Raw genomic sequence first — 18,478 nt, forward strand, 5'->3', positions numbered from 1 at the left:
GTGGGTGATCATCAGCTTTGTAGAGCGGAGCTTGCTCCGCTGCCTTTCGAGGCGTGATCACAGCTACAGCAGCGGAGCAAGCTCCGCTCTACCAAGCGCGTGCAATCAGGCTTTGGCCAGCTGCGCGGAGATCTGCTTCAGCCGATCCAGCTCCGGCTTGTTGAGGCGACGCGCATAACCCGGCATGCGCTTGGCGCGCGACAGCGCCTGGTCGCACAGGCCGCGCGCCTTGTCGGTTTCGCCCCAGTCGCGCAGCACTTCGGCGTAGCGCACGTGGGCCTGGAAGCCGCTGGCGTAGCCGATCAGGGTGTCGAATTCCGAACGGGCCTTGCCTCGATCGCCTTCGGCGGCCACGGCGCGGGCGTAGGTGATGTGTCCGTCTTGCGAGCGGAAGTCCGGGCGCTTGCTGATCACCTCGTCGAGCATGGCGCGCGCCGGGGTGGCGTGTCCGGAGTCGAGCAGGGCGCCGGCGAGGCGCACCCGGATGTCCGGATCATCGCGATGGATGCCCTGCAGCGCGGCCTGGTACTGCGGCACCGCTTCCGAGGCGCGACCGGCGGCGAAGAGCGCATCGGCCAGGCGCAGGCGATTCTCGGTGGTCGCGGTCATCTCGAAGGCGTCCTGTGCGGCACGCAGTTCGCGGGTCGGATCGAGCACCTGCCTTACGCCGCGCACCAGCGCATGGCCATGGCGCGTGTGCCGCATTTCCGGCAGCCAGATCGTCAGCGCGTACACCAGGCTGCCCAGCCCGGGAAATGCGAAGAGCACCATCAGCCAATAGCGATCCTGCCCGCTGCGGATGGCATGCATGGCGAAGAAGATCGCAATGATCACGTGCAGGCCAAGGCCCAGGATGGGCATGTTCGTTCTCCCCAAAATGGAATCGCGGCGCTGGCGCCGTGGCCGCGGAGTGTAGCGGGCGCGCGGGCTGCTGACAGCGGCGGCGATTTGATTTCACCACCCGCATCATTTTTGCCGGCGGCAAGTGGACCGGGGGGCCGAGAACGCTATGCTCCGCACGCTGCCGCATCGCGCGGCCAGGGAGGGGAACATGAAGCACCGCAATGCCTGGATCCTGCTGTCGCTGTTCGTCGCCGCACCGCTGGCCGCGCAGAACGTGAGCGCCGTGAAGCCAATGGCGACGCCGAACCTCAATGCCATCCAGATCGACTACAAGCAGCAGTGGGAAAAGGAGCGCGCGAAGAACCAGCAGCTGCGCGACGAGAACACGCGCCTGCAATCGCAGCTGGCCGAATGGACCCGCAAGGGCGGCAGCCTGGTGCACGCCTATTGCGAAGCACCGACCGTGAGCGTCAACAGTTCCGGCGCGCGCAACGACTGCGCCGCGAACGGCTACGGCTGCGAGCCGGTCAGCGGCCTGTGCCGCACCGTTGCCCGCAGCAGCATGGACTGCGCCCCCGGCTTCCTGATGGACGTCGATCACTGCGTGCCGCAGCCGCGATAAGGGCCCATGCCCGGCGCCGACCCCTCCGATGGGGGCACCCGCCCGTGTCATCGAGCGAATTCCTAACGTTTAACCGCCGCGTTCACGTCGCTGGCTACGGGAATCGCCCGCCCGCAAGAAAGGTGTGATGGCCGCCCCCATCCCACTCACGCGTTGTTCGCGGTATGGAGCGCACCCCGCGGTGCGCGACGGAGGGGGCGATGACTGGTTTGCCGGTCCTTGCATTTGGACGCGACCGGCGATGGACCGCCCACTTGCAACGCGTACTGGCACCACGCGGCGACGTCGAATGGTGCGGCGTTTTCGCGGCCGACACGTTGGCCAACGTTTCCGAGCAACGCGCGATATGGCTGCTGGATGGCGATGACGCGCAGATCGAACGGTTGTCGAACGCCGACGCGCGGTCGCCGTGCATCTACTGCTTCCGCCATCCCGATGTCGCGACCTTGCGGCACTGCGCACGCAAGGGCGCCAGCGGTTGTATCGAGAAGCTCGCCTCCCCGGACGTACTGCTGCGCGCTTTGCGGGCTGTGGAGTCAGGCCTGTTCGCGGTCGATATCAGCCTGCTGGGGCGCGCACTAGCCGCCGAGCGGCGCGCACCGGCGCCGGTGAACGACCTCTCGCATCTCACCGAACGCCAGCGCGAAATCGTGCATTGGGCGTCGATGGGGCTGAGCAACAAGCAGATCGGCCGTCGCCTCAACATCAGCCCGGAGACGGTGAAGAGTCATCTGCATCAGGTGTTCGAGCGCGAAGGCATCAGCGGGCGTGTCGCCCTGCTCGCGCTGCACCGTCCCGATGAGCGCGCGGCCCCGGACGCGTCGCTCGTCTGAGGCTGCTTTTCCAGCTCGATTCGGCTGCTCAGGCCGCGGTGACGTCGCGCAGTTCCCAACCGCTGCCGGCCAGCAGGCGCAGCCGGTGCTTGAGCACGTTGCCGGGAATCACGCTGGTCACCACCAGCATCACGTGCAAGTCGTCCTGCTGGCCGTGCACGGAAGCGCCGGGATCGACCGCGCCATAGGACGGATCGACGCCTTCCGGATCTTCCTGGCGCTTGCGCCAGCGTTCGAACAGCGACGTCGTGCGTAACGCATCCTGCAGTTGCGCGGCGAATTCCTCGGCGCCATGCGCGTTGAACGCAAGTGCCGCATCGCTGCCCCGCGCAAGCGCCGGATTGGGCAGACTGATGTAGTAGCGGGTCGCCATCCTGGATATCCCCTGTCGTGGATTTGATCGCAGCTTAGGCCCGGATTTATTGCCCGGATGTGAATTCGGCAGGCGCGCTCAGAGCTCGATCTTGCCGGTTTCGGCGGCGTAGCCAAGGGCCAGTCCGCCTTTGCCGATGTTGACCATGCTGGTGAGCGCCATCACCGTCTCGAACAGTTCGATGTTGTTCACTACGCAGGCTTGGCGCAGCGTCGAATAGCCGGGCAGCGCGCGCAGTTCATCGAGTTCGCCGCCATAGCTCACGCACATCGTCGGCGTCATCAGCTCACGCCGGTCCACGCGGCCGGCGGCGTGCTCGAACAGCTTCTGCGCGGCGTTCTCGAAGTTCTTGACCTTGCCCACCGGTCCGGTTTCACCGCGGTTGCAATGCAGGATCGGCTTGATGTCGAAGGCGGTGCCCAGCTTGGCCGCGAGGAAACTCACGCTGCGGTCGCCGCGGATGCGTGTGCGTTCGCGTAGGTAGTTGAGGTCGCGCGGAACCAGGAAGCCCTGCGTGTGCAGCGCGAGATTTTCCAGGCGCGCGCGGATCTTGGCCGTGCCTTCGCCGGCGGCGCGCAGGCGCACCGCTTCCACCGGCAGGATGCCCTGCGCGGCGAACAGGTTCTGGGTATCGATCACGCGCAGCGCGAATGGCGAGGTGTTGCCCGCGGCCGCGCGCGGTGCCTTGTATTCGTTGAGGATGGCGAAGCTGGCCTGCTGCGCGTTGTCGAAGATCTGGCTGCGCGTCTTGGTAATGGTCAGGCAGAAGACGTAGTCGTAGTCGATGACCAGCTTGCTCAAGAACAGGTCGCGGATCTGCTCGACCGAGAACGGACTGCTCTCGGCTTCCCAGCCGCGCTCGGCCAGGTGCATCTGCAGGAATTGCAGGGTGGCTTCGGGGTTGCGGTAGTCGGCCTGCACCGCCGAACCCATGCGCACGGTAGTCGGCAGGATGGAGATCTGGTGTGCCTGCAGGTAGCTCTCCGGCAGGTCACACGGTGAGTCGACGACGATGCCGATACGCATTTGGGGCCCCCTGTAGCCGCGATTTGTTGCAAAACGCGGTCAGGATACGCCCCAGCACGGAGTTTGGCGCGTGTTCGACACAGGCACGTCATGGCGCCTGGGCACACGTCAGCGGCGTTGGACCCCCACCGGTAAGGCGCCGACCCGCTGCATTTCCGGGTCTTCGAGCACGGCCGGATTGCGCATCGCAGCAACCGCGAAGCCGTGCGCGTCGTTGCCCCAGAACAGGTGCTCGCCTACCGCGAGGGTCGGCACGCCGTACACCCCGGCGGCGATCGCGGCTTCGGTATTCGCCCGCAGCTGGGCCTTGGCGGCTTCGCCCTGGGCCGTGGCCGCATCGACACCCAAGGTCGCCGCCACCGGCGCCAGCGCCTCGATGCTGTCGCCGGCGTGGCCGTCCTTCCAGATCCAATCGAACAGTGCGTCGACGGCCGCGACCGTGCTGCCCGCGGCCACGCACAGGCGCAGCGCTGCCAGCGGATTGAACGGATGCGCGGGTGGAAACCGCAATGTCACGCCTTCCTGGCGGGCCTGCCACAGCACGTGGCGATAGGTGAATTCGCGCTTGCCCGCGATCTCCGCCGGGCCTTTCTGGCCGCACGCGGCAAGCACCGCGCCGAATACGATCGGTACCGGCGTCACCGCTTCCGGCAAGGCCTTCAGCTTCTGCCAGTGCAGGTACGAGAACGGCGAGATGAAATCGAAATACCAGCGCAGGGTCATGGTGTCGTCGCTCAATGCCAGAGACCGAGGATCACGCCGTACAGCACGAACTGCAGCACGTGATAGCCGCCGTCGATCAGCCATAGCTTCAGGCTGCGCTGCGCGAATGCGTAGTTGATGCCGAAACTGGTGGCGACGAAGGCGATGCCGATCAGCGCGCCGTGATGTACCGCGAGGTGCAATGACGGCGACGGCCCCAGCAGGCAGGCGAACGCGAACGCCGCGACCAGGGCCAGCACGAAGGCACTGCCGAACACGCGCGCGGGATGACGCGGAGCCGCATTGGGATCGACGCCGGCTTCGCGGCACCAGGTGTTCTTGAACAACGGCCCGTACCAGATCCCGCCGAGCAGGAAGGCCGAGAGGGCCGCGGCCACGAGCGCGAGCCAGTTGATATCCAAGGACATGAAGTGGTTCCCCTTAAGACGATGGATGGAAGCGGATCAGCAGCCGACCGAGTCGTACTGCGCCACCTGGTGGACCAGCTCGTCCGGGGTGGCCTTCGACGATAGGAACAGCGTAGGGAGCGAGACGTTGTAGTGATGGCTGCCATCGAAGATCAGATCGAGCCGCCCGTCGCGATCGAGATCGCCGGCGAAGATCAGATGCGCGCCGGCCTCGTCGCCAAGGAGCACGCCGGTGCTGCCCGCCAGCGCATAGCCCGACATCGCGAACAACGGCTGCGTGCGTCCGTCGTGCTCGAGCAGCAGCCGGCAATTGAATTCTTGCTGCTCCGCGCTCGAGTCCGAGTCCGGCGACGGCGTGCAGTCCGTGCGAATGCGGTACGGGCGACCAGCGAAGTCGATGCTGTAGTCGGGCAGTGCGGAGGGCGGCAGCGCTTCCGAAGTGATCTCCGCGGCTACGACGCGCCCGCCCTTGAAGGCGTCGCCACGCAGGAACATCAGCGCGTCCTCGACCGATGAGCTGACCTCGCGCCCGGTGGCTTCGTCTTCGCGATCGAGCACGCCGTCGTGCACGGTGCGCACGCGCAGCCGCGTGGGGATCAATTCGGTGACGCCATTCGGATGCTGTCGCAAGGCCAGCCAGGCCTGGCCGTCGCCGGCGACCGGTTCGTCGCCATGGAACGTGCCGGCGGGCTGGAGCGCGTAGTTGGTGGTACCCGCGGTCGACAACCCCGCAATCAGCACCAGTGACCAAGGCGGCATGACGGTCCCTCTTTGAGTTGCCGACAGGATAGGGCGAACGGGCTTGCGATGGCATGCGTGCGGGCGGACACTGCCCCGGCGACCTTATGGGAACAGGGACATGAGGGCAGCGTGGCGCGTGGTGTGGCTGATCGTCTGGTTAGCGTGCTGGCCGGCCGGCGTCCAGGCGCGCGTCGACACTGGCATCGTCCGGATCGAGAGGTTGCAGGACGATCGCGTACTCACGCCCGCGCAACTGCGCGAACAGCCCGACGCGGCGTGGACCGCCACGACACGCGCCGACCAGCTGGCCGGTGCGCAACGTGGTCGCGGCTGGTGGCGGTTGCAGGCCGATCCGTCGAAGAAGGGCGAACGCCTGCTCCTGGTCTATCACCCCTTCAGCGCGCGTCTCACCGTGCTCGCGCCGCCGGACTACCGGCCGCAGCGACAATCGATCTTCGATCCTGGCCTCGACAACGGCCACTCGCGCCGCGCGCTCTCATTCGCCTGGCCGGATACGACGCGCCCGGTCTACATCGGCATGGAAGGCGCACGCTATCCCCTGCAGGTGGCGCTGCGCACGCCGCAGGAGTTCCGCGTCGAGGACTACGGCCACGTGCGCGTGCTGTGGCTGAGCCTGGGCATCCTGATCGCGGTGTCGCTGGTAACCCTGTTGTTCTGGCTGCAGATGCGCGAGCGTGTCTACCTGCTCTTCGCGACCACCATGGCGCTGCAGATGATGTACGTGCTGCTGGCGTATGGCGATGCGTATGCGCTGCCGGTGCTCGCATGGCTGGCGCGCTTCGGGGTCGAAGGCATCTGGTTCATCGCGACTGGTTCGACCGTCGTCGCAGTGTTGTTCCTGCTCGAATTCGCCGAGTTGTGGCCGCGCGTGCCGCGGTTGAGCCGCACGCTGTTCGTGGTGGGTGCGGTGCTGCCGTCGTTGTTGTTCGTGGCCCTGATACTTTCCTCACTGCTGCCTGGTCCCGGGGATCGCAGCTGGTTTCCGCCGATCGGCAATTCATTGCTGATGCTGGCCAACGTGCTGGCGATCATCGCCCTGATGGTGGCCTGGTTGCACGGTGGACGGCACGCGGGCTTCGTGCTGATCGCCTGGTTGCCGCTGGTGTCCGTGTCGACGGCGCGTGCGGTGCAACTCAGCTCCGGCCAACCGCTCAATCCCTGGCTCGAATACGGCCTGCCGCTGGTGCAGGCCTTTGCGGCGGTGGTGCTGGTGCTGGGCCTGGCCCATCGCATGCGCACCTTCCAGCGCGAACGCGACGCGGCGCAACAGGACGCCGAGCACGATGCGCTGACGCGTGTACTCAATCGCGCGGGCATGATGCGACGACTGGATCGCGCCATTCTCGACAACCGCTTGCGTCGCCTGCCGCTGTCGGTGCTGTTTCTCGACCTCGACCACTTCAAGCGCATCAACGATTCGCACGGCCATGCCATCGGCGATGCCTGCCTATGCGCGGTGACCGAGGCGATCCATTCGGAGATGCAGCCGGAACAGAAGCTGGGCCGCATCGGTGGCGAGGAATTCCTGCTGCTGTTGCCCGGCTCGGCACGGCGGCATGCGCGCGATCTGGCCGAACGCATCCGCCGGGAAGTGGAGGTGCGTTGCGCGAAAGTGCAGGGCGCCCCGGTGGCGCTGACGCTGAGCATCGGCGTAGTCGAATGCCACCCGCAGGACACCGCCGCGACGCTGCTGCAGCGTGCGGATGAGGCGATGTACCGGGCCAAGCACGAAGGTCGCAATCGCGTGGTGGTGCTGAACCATCAGGACGATGCGGAGCGGCGCAATGCGGTAATGCCCTGAGGTACCGCATCTGCTTGCCCGCCAGAAAAAGGCCCGCCGGATGGCGGGCCTTCTCGTTGCCGGCACGAACCGATCAGTTGCCGCTCGAATAGGCCCGCGGCATTCCACCCGCTTCCGCCGGCGTGGCCGTCCGCATATAGCGATCGCGCAGTTCCGTCTGCCGGCTGCGCATCTGGATCGCACGGCCATCCAACCAGACCTGCATCGCCACCGTGCTCACTTCCAGCGGATCGCCGCTCCACAGCACCAGGTCGGCGCGCTTGCCCAGCGCAATACTGCCGAGCGTGTCGCCGACGCCGAAGGCTTCCGCCGGCACCCGCGTAAGTCCGGCCAGACCGTCTTCCCAGGCCATGCCATTGGCTACCGCGTTGCCCGCCAGCTGGCGGATCTTGCGCGCGTTGTGCGAGGCATCGCCTTCCTGCGCGAAACTCACCGCCACGCCCGCGGCACGCAGCCGCGCGGCGTTCTCCAGGGTCGCGTTGATCTGGTCGAAGTTGGCCGGCAGATTCGCCAGCGGATTGACGAACACCGGCACCTTCGCCGCAGCCAGTTGCGGCGCGAGCTTCCACGCTTCAGTGCCGCCTTCGATCGCGATACGCACGTTGTGGCGCGCCGACCAGCGCAGTAGCTGGCGAATGTCGGCGGCGCGATGCACGCCAACCACCACACGACCGCCGCCATTGAGATACTTCGCCAACGCGGCGCGACCGGCGGGCGTGAGCAGGGCCATGTTCGAATCCGGCCCGATGCGGCCGCGCACTTCATCGATCAGCTGGTCCAGCAGCATCCACTGCGCCGCGCGCGAGTTGCCAGTGAGGCCCGCCGCATCGCTGCCGAGATTGACGAACAGCACGCGCGGTCCGATCGGATCCGGACTGCCATCCAGACGCACCACGCCGCCCTGGCCGCCAATGATCGAGCCGCCTTCGGTGGTGTTGGCGCCCAGCAAGGTCCAACCGATGCCTTCGATACGCTCGACCGGCAGCAGCACCGAGTCCGGGTTGTAGGCGAGGGTGACGTCGAATTCCGGACGCACCGTCATCTGCTTGGTGCCCGCGCCAAGGCCAACCGACGTATCGACCGTGCTCTTCTCGCCGGAGACTTCCTCCAGGCCGATTTCCGTGATGCCGCCGAACAGCGTCGGCGTCAGCGGCTTGCCCTGCGCATCGATCACCTGCGCGTCCGGTGTCGCCAGCAGGCCGTGGCCGATCGCGCGGATCACGCCGTTGCTGACCAAGACGTCGCTGTTCTGCAGCGTGCCCTGCGCGGTCGCGGTGTGCACCGTCGCGTTCTTGATCAGCACGTCCTGCGCGTGCGCCGTGCCGAACGACAGCAGCATGGCGGCGGCGAGCGCCTTCAATGCGGAGCGCTTCATCGCACACCTCCGGTGGTGGTGCCCTGGCCCAGCATGAAGTCCGACTTCGGCTGGTGGGTGGCGTCGTTGCGGTCGTAGATGCGCGCGCCGTCGATGTAGACCTGCTCGGCCTTGGCGTAGACGCTGAAGGGCGTTCCGTTCCAGACCACCACGTCGGCCATCTTGCCGGCCTCCAGCGTGCCGGTCTGGTTGAGGATGCCCAGCGCCTTGGCCGGGTTCTGCGTCAGCCAGCGGATCGCGCGTTCGGGTGCGATGTCGATGCCGGCGAGCTTCGCGTGCGCCATCGCCTTTGCCGCTTCCTGATTGAGGCGTTGGATGCCTTCTTCCGAATCCGAATGCACGATCGCGCAACTGTTGGCGGGACGATCGACCAGGGCGATGTTTTCCTGGATGCCGTCGAAGGCTTCCATCTTGAAGCCCCACCAGTCGGCCCACAGCGCGCCGCACACACCTTCCGCGGCGAGGCGGTCGGCAAGCTTGTAGGCCTCCACGCCGTGGTGGAACGCGGCGACCTTGAAGCCGAATTCCTTGGCCAGGTCGAGCATCGTCGCCATCTCGTCGGCGCGGTAGCAGTGAATGTGCACCTGGATATCGCCGTTGATCGCACCGGCGAGCGTGTCGAGCTTGAGGTCGCGCTTGCCGCCCGTGTCCTTCTCGCTGTCGGCGCCGCTGCCGTTGCTGGTGCCGAACTGCCACCACTTGCGCTTCTTCGGCGTCGACTTCTTCGGCGCGTTCTTGCGCAGGTACTCGCTGGCGTCGATGAATGCGGCGCGGTAGCCGGCGACATTGGCCATGCGCGTCGAAGGGCCGCCCTTCTGGCCGTACACGCGCTTGGGGTTCTCGCCGCAGGCCATCTTCAGGCCCCACGGTGCACCGGGAAACTTCATCGCCTGGTAGGTCGTGGCCGGCACGTTCTTCAGCGTCACGCCACGGCCGCCGATCAGATTCGCCGAACCCGGCAGCACCTGCAGCGAGGTGATGCCGCCGGCGAGCGCTGTGGCAAAGCCCGGATCCTGCGGCCACACCGAATGTTCGGCCCACACGTTCGGCGTGACGGGCGAAGTCGCCTCGTTGCCATCGCTGTGTGCGCTCACGCCGGGGCTGGGATACACCCCCAGGTGCGAATGCACGTCGATGATGCCCGGCGTCACCCACTTGCCCGTGCCATCGACGCGCACGGCGTCGGCCGGAGCTTCCAGCGCGCTGCCCACGGCGACGATCTTGCCGTCGCGCATCAGCACGTCGGCGTCATCCAGGCGCTTTCCCGTGCCATCGAGCACGGTGGCGTGCTGGATCAGCACCGGTGCCGAGGCGATGACTCGGTAGGTGCTCGGATACGGGTCCTGGGTGAAGCGGGTCTGCTTGGGCACGGTCGCTGGCTGCGCGGCCTGTGCCACACCGACCAGCAGCGTCAGCGCGCAGCCGGCCCACATGGGTCGTAAGGACATGGATGTTCCCCTGAGGATGGAAACCGTTCGTCCCGAGCGGGCCGGAACAAAAGGATGGGTGGAACTGTGAAACCGGCACCGTAGCGCGTCGGCGGGCCGAACGTCACGCCTGAAAATAGTCATGGTCGGCGTGACAGAATCGGCAAACACAAACGACCACGACAAGACCAAGGGGTCTCGATGAAAGACAAAGAACAGATCGTCGGAAACTGGCTGCCGCGCTATACCGGCGTGCCGCTCGACCAGTTCGGCGAGCACATCCTGCTGACCAATTTCGGCGGCTACCTGCACACCTTCGCCCGCCTCACCGGCGCGCAGGTGGTCGGCTTGGACAAGCCGATGCCCAGCGCCACCGCGGACGGCATCACCATGATCAATTTCGGCATGGGCAGCCCCAATGCCGCGACGATGATGGACCTGCTCACCGCGATCTCGCCCAAGGCGGTGCTGTTCCTCGGCAAGTGCGGCGGCCTGAAGAAGAAGAACCAGCTCGGCGACCTGGTGCTGCCGATCGCGGCGATCCGCGGCGAAGGCACCTCCAATGATTACCTACCACCGGAAGTGCCGGCGTTGCCGGCGTTCGCGCTGCAGCGCGCGGTGTCGACGATGATCCGCGACATGGGCCACGACTACTGGACCGGCACCGTCTACACCACCAACCGCCGCGTCTGGGAACACGACGAGAATTTCAAGGAATACCTGCGCCGTCTGCGCTGCATGGCGATCGACATGGAGACCGCGACCGTGTTCGCGGCCGGCTTCGCCAACCACATTCCTTGCGGTGCGCTGCTGCTGGTATCGGATCAGCCGATGATTCCCGAAGGCGTGAAAACCGAAGCCTCGGATGCGCGCGTCAGCGCCGAATTCGTCGACAATCACATCCAGGTCGGGATCGAAGCCTTGCGTCTGGTCCGCCGCCACGGCAAGTCGGTGCGGCATCTGCGCTTCGACGAATAAGCGGCTTCACATTCGGCGTGGATACGGCGCGCATCGCGATCGCGTCCCGGCCAGCATTTTCCTCAATGCAAGGAGCTCTCATGAGTGTGAAGACGTACCACGGCAGTTGCCATTGCGGCGCCGTCCGTTTCGAGGCCGATATCGACCTCGCCGCCGGCACCGGCAAGTGCAACTGCTCGATCTGCAGCAAGACGCGCAACTGGGGCTCGATGCTCAAGCCGGAAGCGTTCCGTCTGCTGACCGACGAAGCGGCGCTGTCGGATTACCAGTTCGGCAGCAACAGCTGCCATTGGCTGTTCTGCAAGACCTGCGGCGTGCGTTCGTTCAGCCGCGGCTACATTCCCGAAATCGGCGGGCACTACGTGTCGGTGCAGCTGGCCTGCCTGGACGACGCGACGCCGGAAGAACTGATTGCCGCCGAAGTGCGCTACAGCGACGGCCGCAACAACAACTGGATGGAAGCGCCCGCCGAAACGCGGCATCTCTAAAACAGCTGCTCCGTGGCTCACTCCTCGCCCCGCTTGCGGGGTGAAGGCGGGCGTTTATGCGCCACTGGCGCATGCCCGACTGAACGCCCTTGCGCTGCGCGCAAGGGCTGGGCGCAGAGCGAGGGACCGCGTTGCGTAGTCGCGAAGCGGGCAGGGTGAGGGGGCGTGGCGTTACCGCGAAAAGCGCCCCTCATCCGCCCGTTCCTCCGCGGGCTGTCGCCCGCTGCGACCTTCTCCCCGCATGCGGGGAGAAGGGCAAGGCCATCGCGGCGTTTACTTGCCCTTGGCGGGCTTATTCTTCAGTTCCACCAGGATCAGTTCGAACGGCTGGTCGCCGGTGCTCTGCGGCAGGTGCTTCTCCGCGGCGCTCCACTGGGTCGAGCCGGCCTTCATCGTCGCGTCCTGGCTGGTGCCATCGGGCAGAGTAAAGCGCGCACTGGCGTCGGTCAGGAACACAGCCACGCTGGCCGGATGTTCGTGCATCACCGATTTCTCGCCCGGCCCATAGTTGATGCGCAGCACGCGCACCTGGTCGTTCTCGAATTCGACCTTGTAGTGCTTCGGGTCGACCTTGACCGCGTCCTGCGCGTACGCGGGGGCCGCGCACAGCGCGACCAGCATCATCAACAGTAGCTGTCGCATATCAGTCTCCTTTCGGGGGTTGGAGATCCGGGCGACGCGGTGCGGCGGGGACCCGACACTGCGGCCGGAGCTGGAAGCCACAAGCTGGACGGCGATGTCGCCTGTGCGAGCGCGGTCGGCCGTTCACGCCGCGAAGGCGGCGTGGCCCCACTGCCTAGGCCCAACGAGGTTTCCCGGTCGTGAAAAAAGCATTCGGCCGGCCAACCAGCCGACCGCCGGCGGTGGGGCGAATCGGCCCCGGGATTGCCGACAAATCGACGGAATCGCCGGATTTCGGCGGACTTATCGCAGCTTGTGCGACCCCCAGCAGGCAGAATCACTCCCCAAGACGAGGACGAGGGAACGCATGGAAAAGTTCTTCTATCTGCTGGTTGGGGCGGCCATCACCTGGGGCCTGTACTTCATCCAGCGCCGGCTGGAGCGGCGCAGTACCACCGAAGCGATCGAGCGCAACCAGAAGCTGTTGAACCTGAAGCAGGGCCTGGAGCAGACCAGCACCAGCCTGGAGGAGCTGCGCCAGTTCGAGGGCCGCCTGATCGGCAAGGCCGAGGCCGCGGTCAAGATCGCCGGGCGCTACGTCAGCCAGGCCGGCGAGGTTGCGCGACGTGGCGAGCTGGTGGCGCGCGACGAGATGAGCGCGCAGGCGGTGGCCGACTTCCAGCGCGTCGACGCGCGCTTGGACGATGCGGTGGCGCACCTGCGCCGTCAACTCGACGGCGCCGACCTCGCCGCGTTCGAACAGGTCCATCTGGCGTGGCTGGCGTTCCGCGAACGCTATGCGCGCTTCATCGCGCAGTCGTATTCCGGCGGCGCGATCCAGCCACTGATCCATGCGGTGACGCTGGAGAGCATTACTGCGGCCTGGATCGCCGAACTCGAAACCCAGCTCGGCAACGAATACGAAGAAGAGGAAGCATGGGCGATCTCGTGATCACGACGGCCCGCGAGGTCGTCGATTTCTGGCGCAATGCGGGGCCGGAGCGCTGGTTCGGCGGCGGCGACGCCTTCGATGGTGAGTGCCGCACAAGCTTCCTAGATGCGCATCTGCGCGCCGCGCGTCGTGAGTTCGAATCCTGGATCGACGATGCCGAAGGCGCATTGGCGCTGGTGCTGCTGCTCGATCAGATTCCGCGTAACGTGTTCCGCCGCAGCGGCCATGCCTTCGCCAGCGACGGACTGGCGCGGCATTACGCGACGCGCGCATTGGCGCTGGGCTTCGACGCGCAGGTCGAGCACGGGTTGCGCAGCTTCCTGTATCTGCCGTTCCAACATTCCGAAGCGATGGTCGACCAGGAGCGCGCGGTGGTGTTGTTCGCGGGCTTGGGCGAAGGCGCCGATCGCTGGGCGCGGCATCACCACGACATCATCCGGCGCTTCGGTCGCTTCCCGCATCGCAATGCGGCGCTCGGACGCGAGAGCACGGTCGAGGAGCTGGCCTTCCTCGCCGAAGGCGGCTTCTCCGGCTAACGATGGCAACCGCGCTCGTCTGGTTCCGCAACGATCTGCGCCTGGCGGACAACCCCGCGCTGCAGGCTGCGTTGCGTGGCGGTTTCGAACCGGTGCCGGTGTACATCCATGCGCCCGATGAGGAAGGCGGGTGGACGCCGGGCGCGGCGTCCGATGCGTGGCGGCAACGTTCGTTGCGGAGCCTGGACGCGGAGCTGACGGCGCGTGGCTCGTGCTTGCAGGTGTGGCGTGGGCCCACGCTGGCGACGCTGCAGCGGCTGGTGGCATCGACTGGCGCGGAGGCCGTGTTCTGGAATCGTCGCTACGAACCAGCGATCGAAGCGCGTGACGCGGCGATCAAGCGCGCGCTGCGCCAGCAGGGACTGCGTGCGGAAAGCCACAACGCCGCGCTGTTGTTCGAGCCGTGGCAGGTGCAGAGCAAGACCGGCGATCCGTATCGCGTGTTCACGCCGTTCTGGCGCAGCGCTCTGGCGCAATGGCGTCTGCCCGTGGCGTCGGAGGCGCCGCCGCGATTGCCGTCGCCGCCCGTAGTCGAAGACGCGATCGCCATCGATAGCCTCGCGCTGGCGCCAGTGCCCGCCTGGGACGCAGGCTTCTGGAACGAATGGACGCCGGGCGAAGCCGGTGCGCTGGCAGCGACCAACGACTTCATCGCCAATGCGTTGGATGGTTACGGCGCACGACGCGATCGCCCGGACGAGCGCGGCACCTCGCGACTGTCACCACACCTGCATTTCGGCGAGATCGCGCCGTGGCGCGTCGTGCGTCTGCTCGACGGCGCGGACGCCGTCGCCGATCGCGATGCATATGTACGCGAGCTGGGCTGGCGTGAATTCGCCCACCACTTGCTGCACCACTTTCCGCACACACCGGACGCCAACTTCAATCCGCGCTTCGATGATTTCGCGTGGGCGAACGTCACCAGTCGGCAGCTGCAAGCCTGGCAGCACGGCCGCACCGGCATCCCCATCGTCGATGCCGGCATGCGCGAGCTGTGGCACACCGGCTGGATGCACAACCGCGTGCGTATGATCGTGGCGAGCTTCCTGAGCAAGAACCTGCGCGTGCATTGGCGCGAAGGCGCACGCTGGTTCTGGGACACGCTGGTGGATGCGGACCTGGCCAACAACACGCTGGGCTGGCAATGGGTGGCCGGTACCGGCGCGGATGCGGCGCCGTATCACCGGGTATTCAATCCGGTGCTGCAGGCGCAGAAGTTCGATCCGGACGGCGACTACATCGCGCGCTGGGTGCCGGAGTTGGCGCATTTGTCCGCGCCGCAGCGGCATGCGCCGTGGACGGGCTCGGTGCCCCGCGATTACGTTCGCCCGCTGGTGGATCTGGCGGAGACCCGCAAGGCGGCGCTGGAGGCGTTGGCGCGCAACCGGCGCTGAATTGCGCATGTCGCAGCCAACAAAAAGGCGGGCAACGCCCGCCTTTTTGTCATCGTTGCGGGGGTATGCGATCAGTAACGCGGCACGTGCGTATCGGCTTCCAGCGCCCAGGCCTCGATGCCGCCTTCAACGTTGTAGACCTCGCGGAAGCCGAGGCCGCGGAAGTGCTCGGCCGCCTGCGCGCTGCGCCCGCCGTGATGGCACAGGAACGCCAGCGGCGCTTCCTTGGGCAGGTTCTCCAGGTGCGACAGGCCTTCGTCGTCGAACACCGAGAACGGCACGTTCACCGCGGCGATGGCGCGTTCTTCCGGCGGACGCACGTCGATCAGCGTGACCGAGCCGGCGGCGGCGCGGGCGTTGGCTTCCACTACCGACAACGCCTTCACCCGCGGCGGCGCGTTGGGATTGTCGATGACCAGGCCGCGGCCGCGTTCGTCGTCGACCCAGTCGATGCGCATGCCCTGGGCGCGACGCGCGCTGGCCATGTCGAACTGCGTGCGGATGCCGTCGTGCTCGACCGCGATCGCGTCGGCGTCGACCGGGGCCAGTTGCAGCTTGGCGTCGAAGCGCGCGTCGATGACGACCTGCAGCGCGTAGCCGTCGCCGGCATTGGCCAGCGCGTCGCGCAGCATGCCGACGGCGGCGGGGGCGATCGTGATCGACGGCGGGCTGCGATCCGGTGCCGGCAGGCCGAGCAGCGAATGCAGTTCGCCCGAATTCACCATCTGCTCGATGATGTCGCTGCCGCCGACCAGATCGCCGCCGACATACAGCTGCGGGATCGTCGGCCAGTCGCCGTAGGCCTTGATGCCTTCGCGGATCTCCGGATCGGCCAGCACGTCGACGTGGGCGTAGTCGACATCCAGCGACGACAGCGCGGCCACGGCCTTGGCCGAGAAGCCGCATTGCGGTGCGCGCGGCTCGCCCTTCATGAACAGCACGACGCGGTTCGAGCTCAGCAGGGATTCGATGCGCGAACGCAGCGCGGGGTCGAGGGACATGGGGATTTCCGGGGGAGAAAGCGGCATTTTAGCGCGCGCACGGCCCCTCACCCTGCGTTGCTTCGCAACGCTGTCCCTCTCCCCGTAAACGGGGCGAGGGGCAAGGTGTGAGGGCGGTGGAACTAGGCCGAAGTGCGCGGCGCATTTGTCCTTGCCCTTCTCCCCGCGCCAGCGGGGAGAAGGTGGCGCGAAGCGCCGGACGCCCGAAGGAAGCACCCTTGGGGTGTGAGGGGCAGGGGCGCCCGTAAGCGCATGGCATCATCGACGCATGTCCGCCTCCCTGCACAACCCACCCCGCCATCCACACGCCTGGCTGATCTGGCTACCGCTGTCGCAGCTCGTGGTGGCGGCTATCTGGTGGCGCTGGGGCTGGATCTGGGGCCTGCCGGCAATGCTGCTTTCGCACCTGCCGATCCTGTGGGGCACGATGAAGCCCGATTCGCGCCTGTTCGGCCCGGCGCTGCGGCGCCTGCCGACGCATGAGCCGCGGGTATGGCTGACCATCGACGACGGCCCCTCCGACGAAACCACCGCGGTACTCGACCTGCTCGATCGCCATCAGGCGCGGGCAACGTTCTTCGTGGTCGGCGAATGCGCGCGGAAGCGACCGGATCTGGTGCGCGAGATCGTCCGGCGCGGCCACACCCTGGGCAATCACAGCGATACCCACCCGCAGGCCTGGTTCTGGGCGCTCGGCCCGCGTCAGATGCGCGCGCAGATCGCGCAGAACCAGGCGACGCTGGCAGAGATCACCGGCATCACGCCGCGTTGGTTTCGCGCAGTGGTCGGCATGGCCAATCCGTTCGTGTCGGCGCCGCTGCGCGATCTTGGCCTGGCGCGTGTGGCCTGGAGTGCGCGCGGTTTCGATGGCGTAGCGGCGGATCCCGGCGCGGTGGTCGCGCGCATCGAACGTGATCTCGCGCCGGGCGCCATTGTGCTGCTGCACGAAGGCGCGAAGCACGGGCGCAATCTGGAAATCCTGGCGCTGTTGCTGCGGCGGCTGGACACTCTTGGTTACGGCACGGTGCTGCCGGAAGACATCGAAGCTGGCGAACCAGTTCTCGCGCCGCAGCTGCTTACTCCTCGCCCCGCTTGCGGGGAGAGGGACAGCATCGCGTAGCGATGCAGGGTGAGGGGACGTCGCGCGCAAAGCAAAAGCGCCCCTTATCCGCCCCGGTCGCCTCAACGGGCTATCGCGTGAATCAAGCCGAAAACAATCGCGCAGCGATTGGTCGGCTTGAATGAATTGTTAGGCCTACCCTGCACTAGGGAGCGAGAATTTGCGCGTGGCGCGGAGTGGCCAGACCGAGGTGAATTTCGCGCCGCCGACCAAGCGGAAAGCGGCAGAAACACCGAGTACTACGCCCAGCTTCTCCAGGACATCTCTTGCCCGTCGAAACGAGTGGCGAGGATCAGACGTAAGCATGAACAGGTTGATCTCTTTCGGGCTTACGTCATAGCCCTCCAGTTCCACCGTATTGCCCAGCGCGCCCTTTAACTCACCCTCAATCGTCGCGAGGAACTCTTCGTTGTCTAGAGACTTGCGCCAGAACTTTATGACGAGTTGGTAATCCATCGCGCGATTTTAGGCCTATCGCCCGCTTCGACCCTCTCCTCGCGATGCGGGAGAAGGACAAGATCAAGGCTTGGTGGCCACCACCCGCCAATTGTTGAACGGCGTCTTGCCATACAACGGCGTGAATTCCACCGCCAATCCCGCCGCCTCGAGTCGCGCCCGCAGCTCACCTGCATCCGGATACCGCGACGGCCCCGCATTCATCCACCCGAGCACGCGCGAGAACACATCCACCGCGCGCGTGACGCGTGCGCGTCCGCTGCCATCGGCCAGGCCCGTGCGGATCACCAGCTTCGCGCCCGGCACCAGCATCGCGATCGCGGCATCGAGCGTGCGCGCCTGCGCCTGCGGCGAAATGAATTGCAGCACGTCGAGCAGCACCACGCTGCCACGATGCGTGGGTTGTTCGCGCGCGAGATCGACGGTGTCGAACCTGACCTCGGCCAGCCGCATGCGCGTCGCCGCACGCTGCGCGCGGGCGATCTTGCCGGCATCGTTGTCGACGCCGCGGTACGGCAGCGTCACGCCCTGCGCGCGCAGTGCATGCGCGAGCAGCCCCAAGCCGCAGCCCAGGTCGAGCACCGGTGCCGTGGTGCCGCGCAGCGCCGCGCAGACGCCGGGATACAGCGGATCGCTGCCCAGCTTGGTGCGCGTGTAGTAGTAGTCCCAATAGCCTTCGCGCAGGCGCTGCGGCCGGTACGCCTGTGCGATCGCCAGGGCCTGCGCGCGCGGCAACGCCT

21 protein-coding genes are annotated in these 18,478 nt (G+C 66.6%); 9 read left to right on the top strand and 12 right to left on the bottom strand.

Annotated features, from left to right (window positions below; genetic code table 11):
* Positions 1 to 105: 105 nt before the first annotated feature.
* A complete protein-coding gene (locus ACYVGK_RS15000) occupies positions 106 to 861 on the bottom strand; it encodes a tetratricopeptide repeat protein (RefSeq protein WP_460735122.1) in 756 nt (251 codons plus the stop codon).
* A gap of 190 nt (positions 862 to 1,051) precedes the next feature.
* Here ACYVGK_RS15000 and ACYVGK_RS15005 point away from each other — a divergent pair, with 190 nt between their 5' ends.
* Together ACYVGK_RS15005 and ACYVGK_RS15010 are read left to right on the top strand one after the other, a co-directional pair.
* Entirely contained in the window at positions 1,052 to 1,465 is a 414-nt protein-coding gene (locus ACYVGK_RS15005; RefSeq protein ID WP_460735124.1) for a hypothetical protein, read from the top strand.
* A gap of 200 nt (positions 1,466 to 1,665) precedes the next feature.
* Entirely contained in the window at positions 1,666 to 2,298 is a 633-nt protein-coding gene (locus tag ACYVGK_RS15010; protein WP_460735126.1) for a LuxR C-terminal-related transcriptional regulator, read from the top strand.
* 28 nt (positions 2,299 to 2,326) lie between these two features.
* Here ACYVGK_RS15010 and ACYVGK_RS15015 read toward each other — a convergent pair whose 3' ends face one another.
* The 5 genes from ACYVGK_RS15015 to ACYVGK_RS15035 all read right to left on the bottom strand — a co-directional run bounded on the left by ACYVGK_RS15015 (position 2,327) and on the right by ACYVGK_RS15035 (position 5,586).
* Entirely contained in the window at positions 2,327 to 2,671 is a 345-nt protein-coding gene (locus tag ACYVGK_RS15015; protein ID WP_460735127.1) for a hypothetical protein, read from the bottom strand.
* A 78-nt stretch (positions 2,672 to 2,749) separates the two neighbouring features.
* Complete coding sequence (locus tag ACYVGK_RS15020; protein ID WP_460735129.1) at positions 2,750 to 3,697, bottom strand: DegV family protein; 948 nt, start codon at positions 3,695 to 3,697, stop codon at positions 2,750 to 2,752.
* Positions 3,698 to 3,805: 108 nt separating this feature from the next.
* A complete protein-coding gene (locus ACYVGK_RS15025) occupies positions 3,806 to 4,420 on the bottom strand; it encodes a DsbA family protein (RefSeq protein WP_460735623.1) in 615 nt (204 codons plus the stop codon).
* An 11-nt stretch (positions 4,421 to 4,431) separates the two neighbouring features.
* A complete protein-coding gene (locus ACYVGK_RS15030) occupies positions 4,432 to 4,827 on the bottom strand; it encodes a DUF1761 domain-containing protein (RefSeq protein ID WP_460735131.1) in 396 nt (131 codons plus the stop codon).
* A gap of 36 nt (positions 4,828 to 4,863) precedes the next feature.
* A complete protein-coding gene (locus ACYVGK_RS15035; RefSeq protein WP_460735133.1) occupies positions 4,864 to 5,586 on the bottom strand; it encodes a hypothetical protein in 723 nt (240 codons plus the stop codon).
* A 100-nt stretch (positions 5,587 to 5,686) separates the two neighbouring features.
* Between ACYVGK_RS15035 and ACYVGK_RS15040 the strand changes: the two genes are divergently transcribed.
* The gene (locus ACYVGK_RS15040) at positions 5,687 to 7,390 is read left to right on the top strand and encodes a GGDEF domain-containing protein (RefSeq protein ID WP_460735135.1); all 1,704 of its coding nucleotides are present in this window, start codon (positions 5,687 to 5,689) and stop codon (positions 7,388 to 7,390) included.
* 73 nt (positions 7,391 to 7,463) lie between these two features.
* Here ACYVGK_RS15040 and ACYVGK_RS15045 read toward each other — a convergent pair whose 3' ends face one another.
* Complete coding sequence (locus tag ACYVGK_RS15045) at positions 7,464 to 8,765, bottom strand: amidohydrolase family protein (RefSeq protein ID WP_460735137.1); 1,302 nt, start codon at positions 8,763 to 8,765, stop codon at positions 7,464 to 7,466.
* Entirely contained in the window at positions 8,762 to 10,198 is a 1,437-nt protein-coding gene (locus tag ACYVGK_RS15050) for an amidohydrolase (RefSeq protein WP_460735624.1), read from the bottom strand. The genes ACYVGK_RS15045 and ACYVGK_RS15050 overlap by 4 nt, the downstream gene beginning before the upstream one ends.
* Positions 10,199 to 10,393: 195 nt before the next feature.
* Here ACYVGK_RS15050 and ACYVGK_RS15055 point away from each other — a divergent pair, with 195 nt between their 5' ends.
* A complete protein-coding gene (locus ACYVGK_RS15055) occupies positions 10,394 to 11,170 on the top strand; it encodes an AMP nucleosidase (RefSeq protein WP_460735139.1) in 777 nt (258 codons plus the stop codon).
* 80 nt (positions 11,171 to 11,250) lie between these two features.
* Entirely contained in the window at positions 11,251 to 11,658 is a 408-nt protein-coding gene (locus ACYVGK_RS15060; protein ID WP_460735141.1) for a GFA family protein, read from the top strand.
* A 273-nt stretch (positions 11,659 to 11,931) separates the two neighbouring features.
* On the opposite strand, the gene ACYVGK_RS15065 is transcribed toward ACYVGK_RS15060, so the two are convergent.
* Positions 11,932 to 12,300: a cupin domain-containing protein gene (locus ACYVGK_RS15065; RefSeq protein ID WP_460735143.1), complete on the bottom strand. Its 369-nt coding sequence runs from the start codon at positions 12,298 to 12,300 to the stop codon at positions 11,932 to 11,934.
* A gap of 346 nt (positions 12,301 to 12,646) precedes the next feature.
* Here ACYVGK_RS15065 and ACYVGK_RS15070 point away from each other — a divergent pair, with 346 nt between their 5' ends.
* Genes ACYVGK_RS15070 through ACYVGK_RS15080 form a run of 3 tightly spaced genes read left to right on the top strand, consistent with a single transcriptional unit; the run spans position 12,647 to position 15,161 of the window.
* Complete coding sequence (locus tag ACYVGK_RS15070; protein ID WP_460735145.1) at positions 12,647 to 13,231, top strand: lysozyme inhibitor LprI family protein; 585 nt, start codon at positions 12,647 to 12,649, stop codon at positions 13,229 to 13,231.
* Positions 13,216 to 13,767: a DUF924 family protein gene (locus ACYVGK_RS15075; RefSeq protein WP_460735147.1), complete on the top strand. Its 552-nt coding sequence runs from the start codon at positions 13,216 to 13,218 to the stop codon at positions 13,765 to 13,767. The genes ACYVGK_RS15070 and ACYVGK_RS15075 overlap by 16 nt, the downstream gene beginning before the upstream one ends.
* Positions 13,768 to 13,769: 2 nt before the next feature.
* Entirely contained in the window at positions 13,770 to 15,161 is a 1,392-nt protein-coding gene (locus ACYVGK_RS15080) for a cryptochrome/photolyase family protein (protein ID WP_460735149.1), read from the top strand.
* A gap of 71 nt (positions 15,162 to 15,232) precedes the next feature.
* Here the strand turns inward: ACYVGK_RS15080 and grxD are convergent, their stop codons facing one another.
* A complete protein-coding gene (grxD, locus tag ACYVGK_RS15085; RefSeq protein ID WP_460735151.1) occupies positions 15,233 to 16,162 on the bottom strand; it encodes a Grx4 family monothiol glutaredoxin in 930 nt (309 codons plus the stop codon).
* A 268-nt stretch (positions 16,163 to 16,430) separates the two neighbouring features.
* Between grxD and ACYVGK_RS15090 the strand changes: the two genes are divergently transcribed.
* Positions 16,431 to 17,282, top strand: coding sequence for a polysaccharide deacetylase family protein (locus ACYVGK_RS15090; protein ID WP_460735153.1), 852 nt, complete (start codon positions 16,431 to 16,433; stop codon positions 17,280 to 17,282).
* Positions 17,283 to 17,417: 135 nt separating this feature from the next.
* On the opposite strand, the gene ACYVGK_RS15095 is transcribed toward ACYVGK_RS15090, so the two are convergent.
* Together ACYVGK_RS15095 and ACYVGK_RS15100 are read right to left on the bottom strand one after the other, a co-directional pair.
* Positions 17,418 to 17,738 carry a hypothetical protein gene (locus ACYVGK_RS15095; RefSeq protein ID WP_460735155.1) on the bottom strand — a complete coding sequence of 107 codons (321 nt, stop codon included), beginning with the start codon at positions 17,736 to 17,738 and terminating at the stop codon, positions 17,418 to 17,420.
* A 63-nt stretch (positions 17,739 to 17,801) separates the two neighbouring features.
* Positions 17,802 to 18,473, bottom strand: a complete 672-nt coding sequence (locus tag ACYVGK_RS15100) for a methyltransferase domain-containing protein (RefSeq protein WP_460735626.1) — start codon at positions 18,471 to 18,473, stop codon at positions 17,802 to 17,804.
* Between the last annotated feature and the right edge of the window lie 5 nt (positions 18,474 to 18,478).

It is taken from the genome of Lysobacter tyrosinilyticus (genome assembly GCF_054779815.1).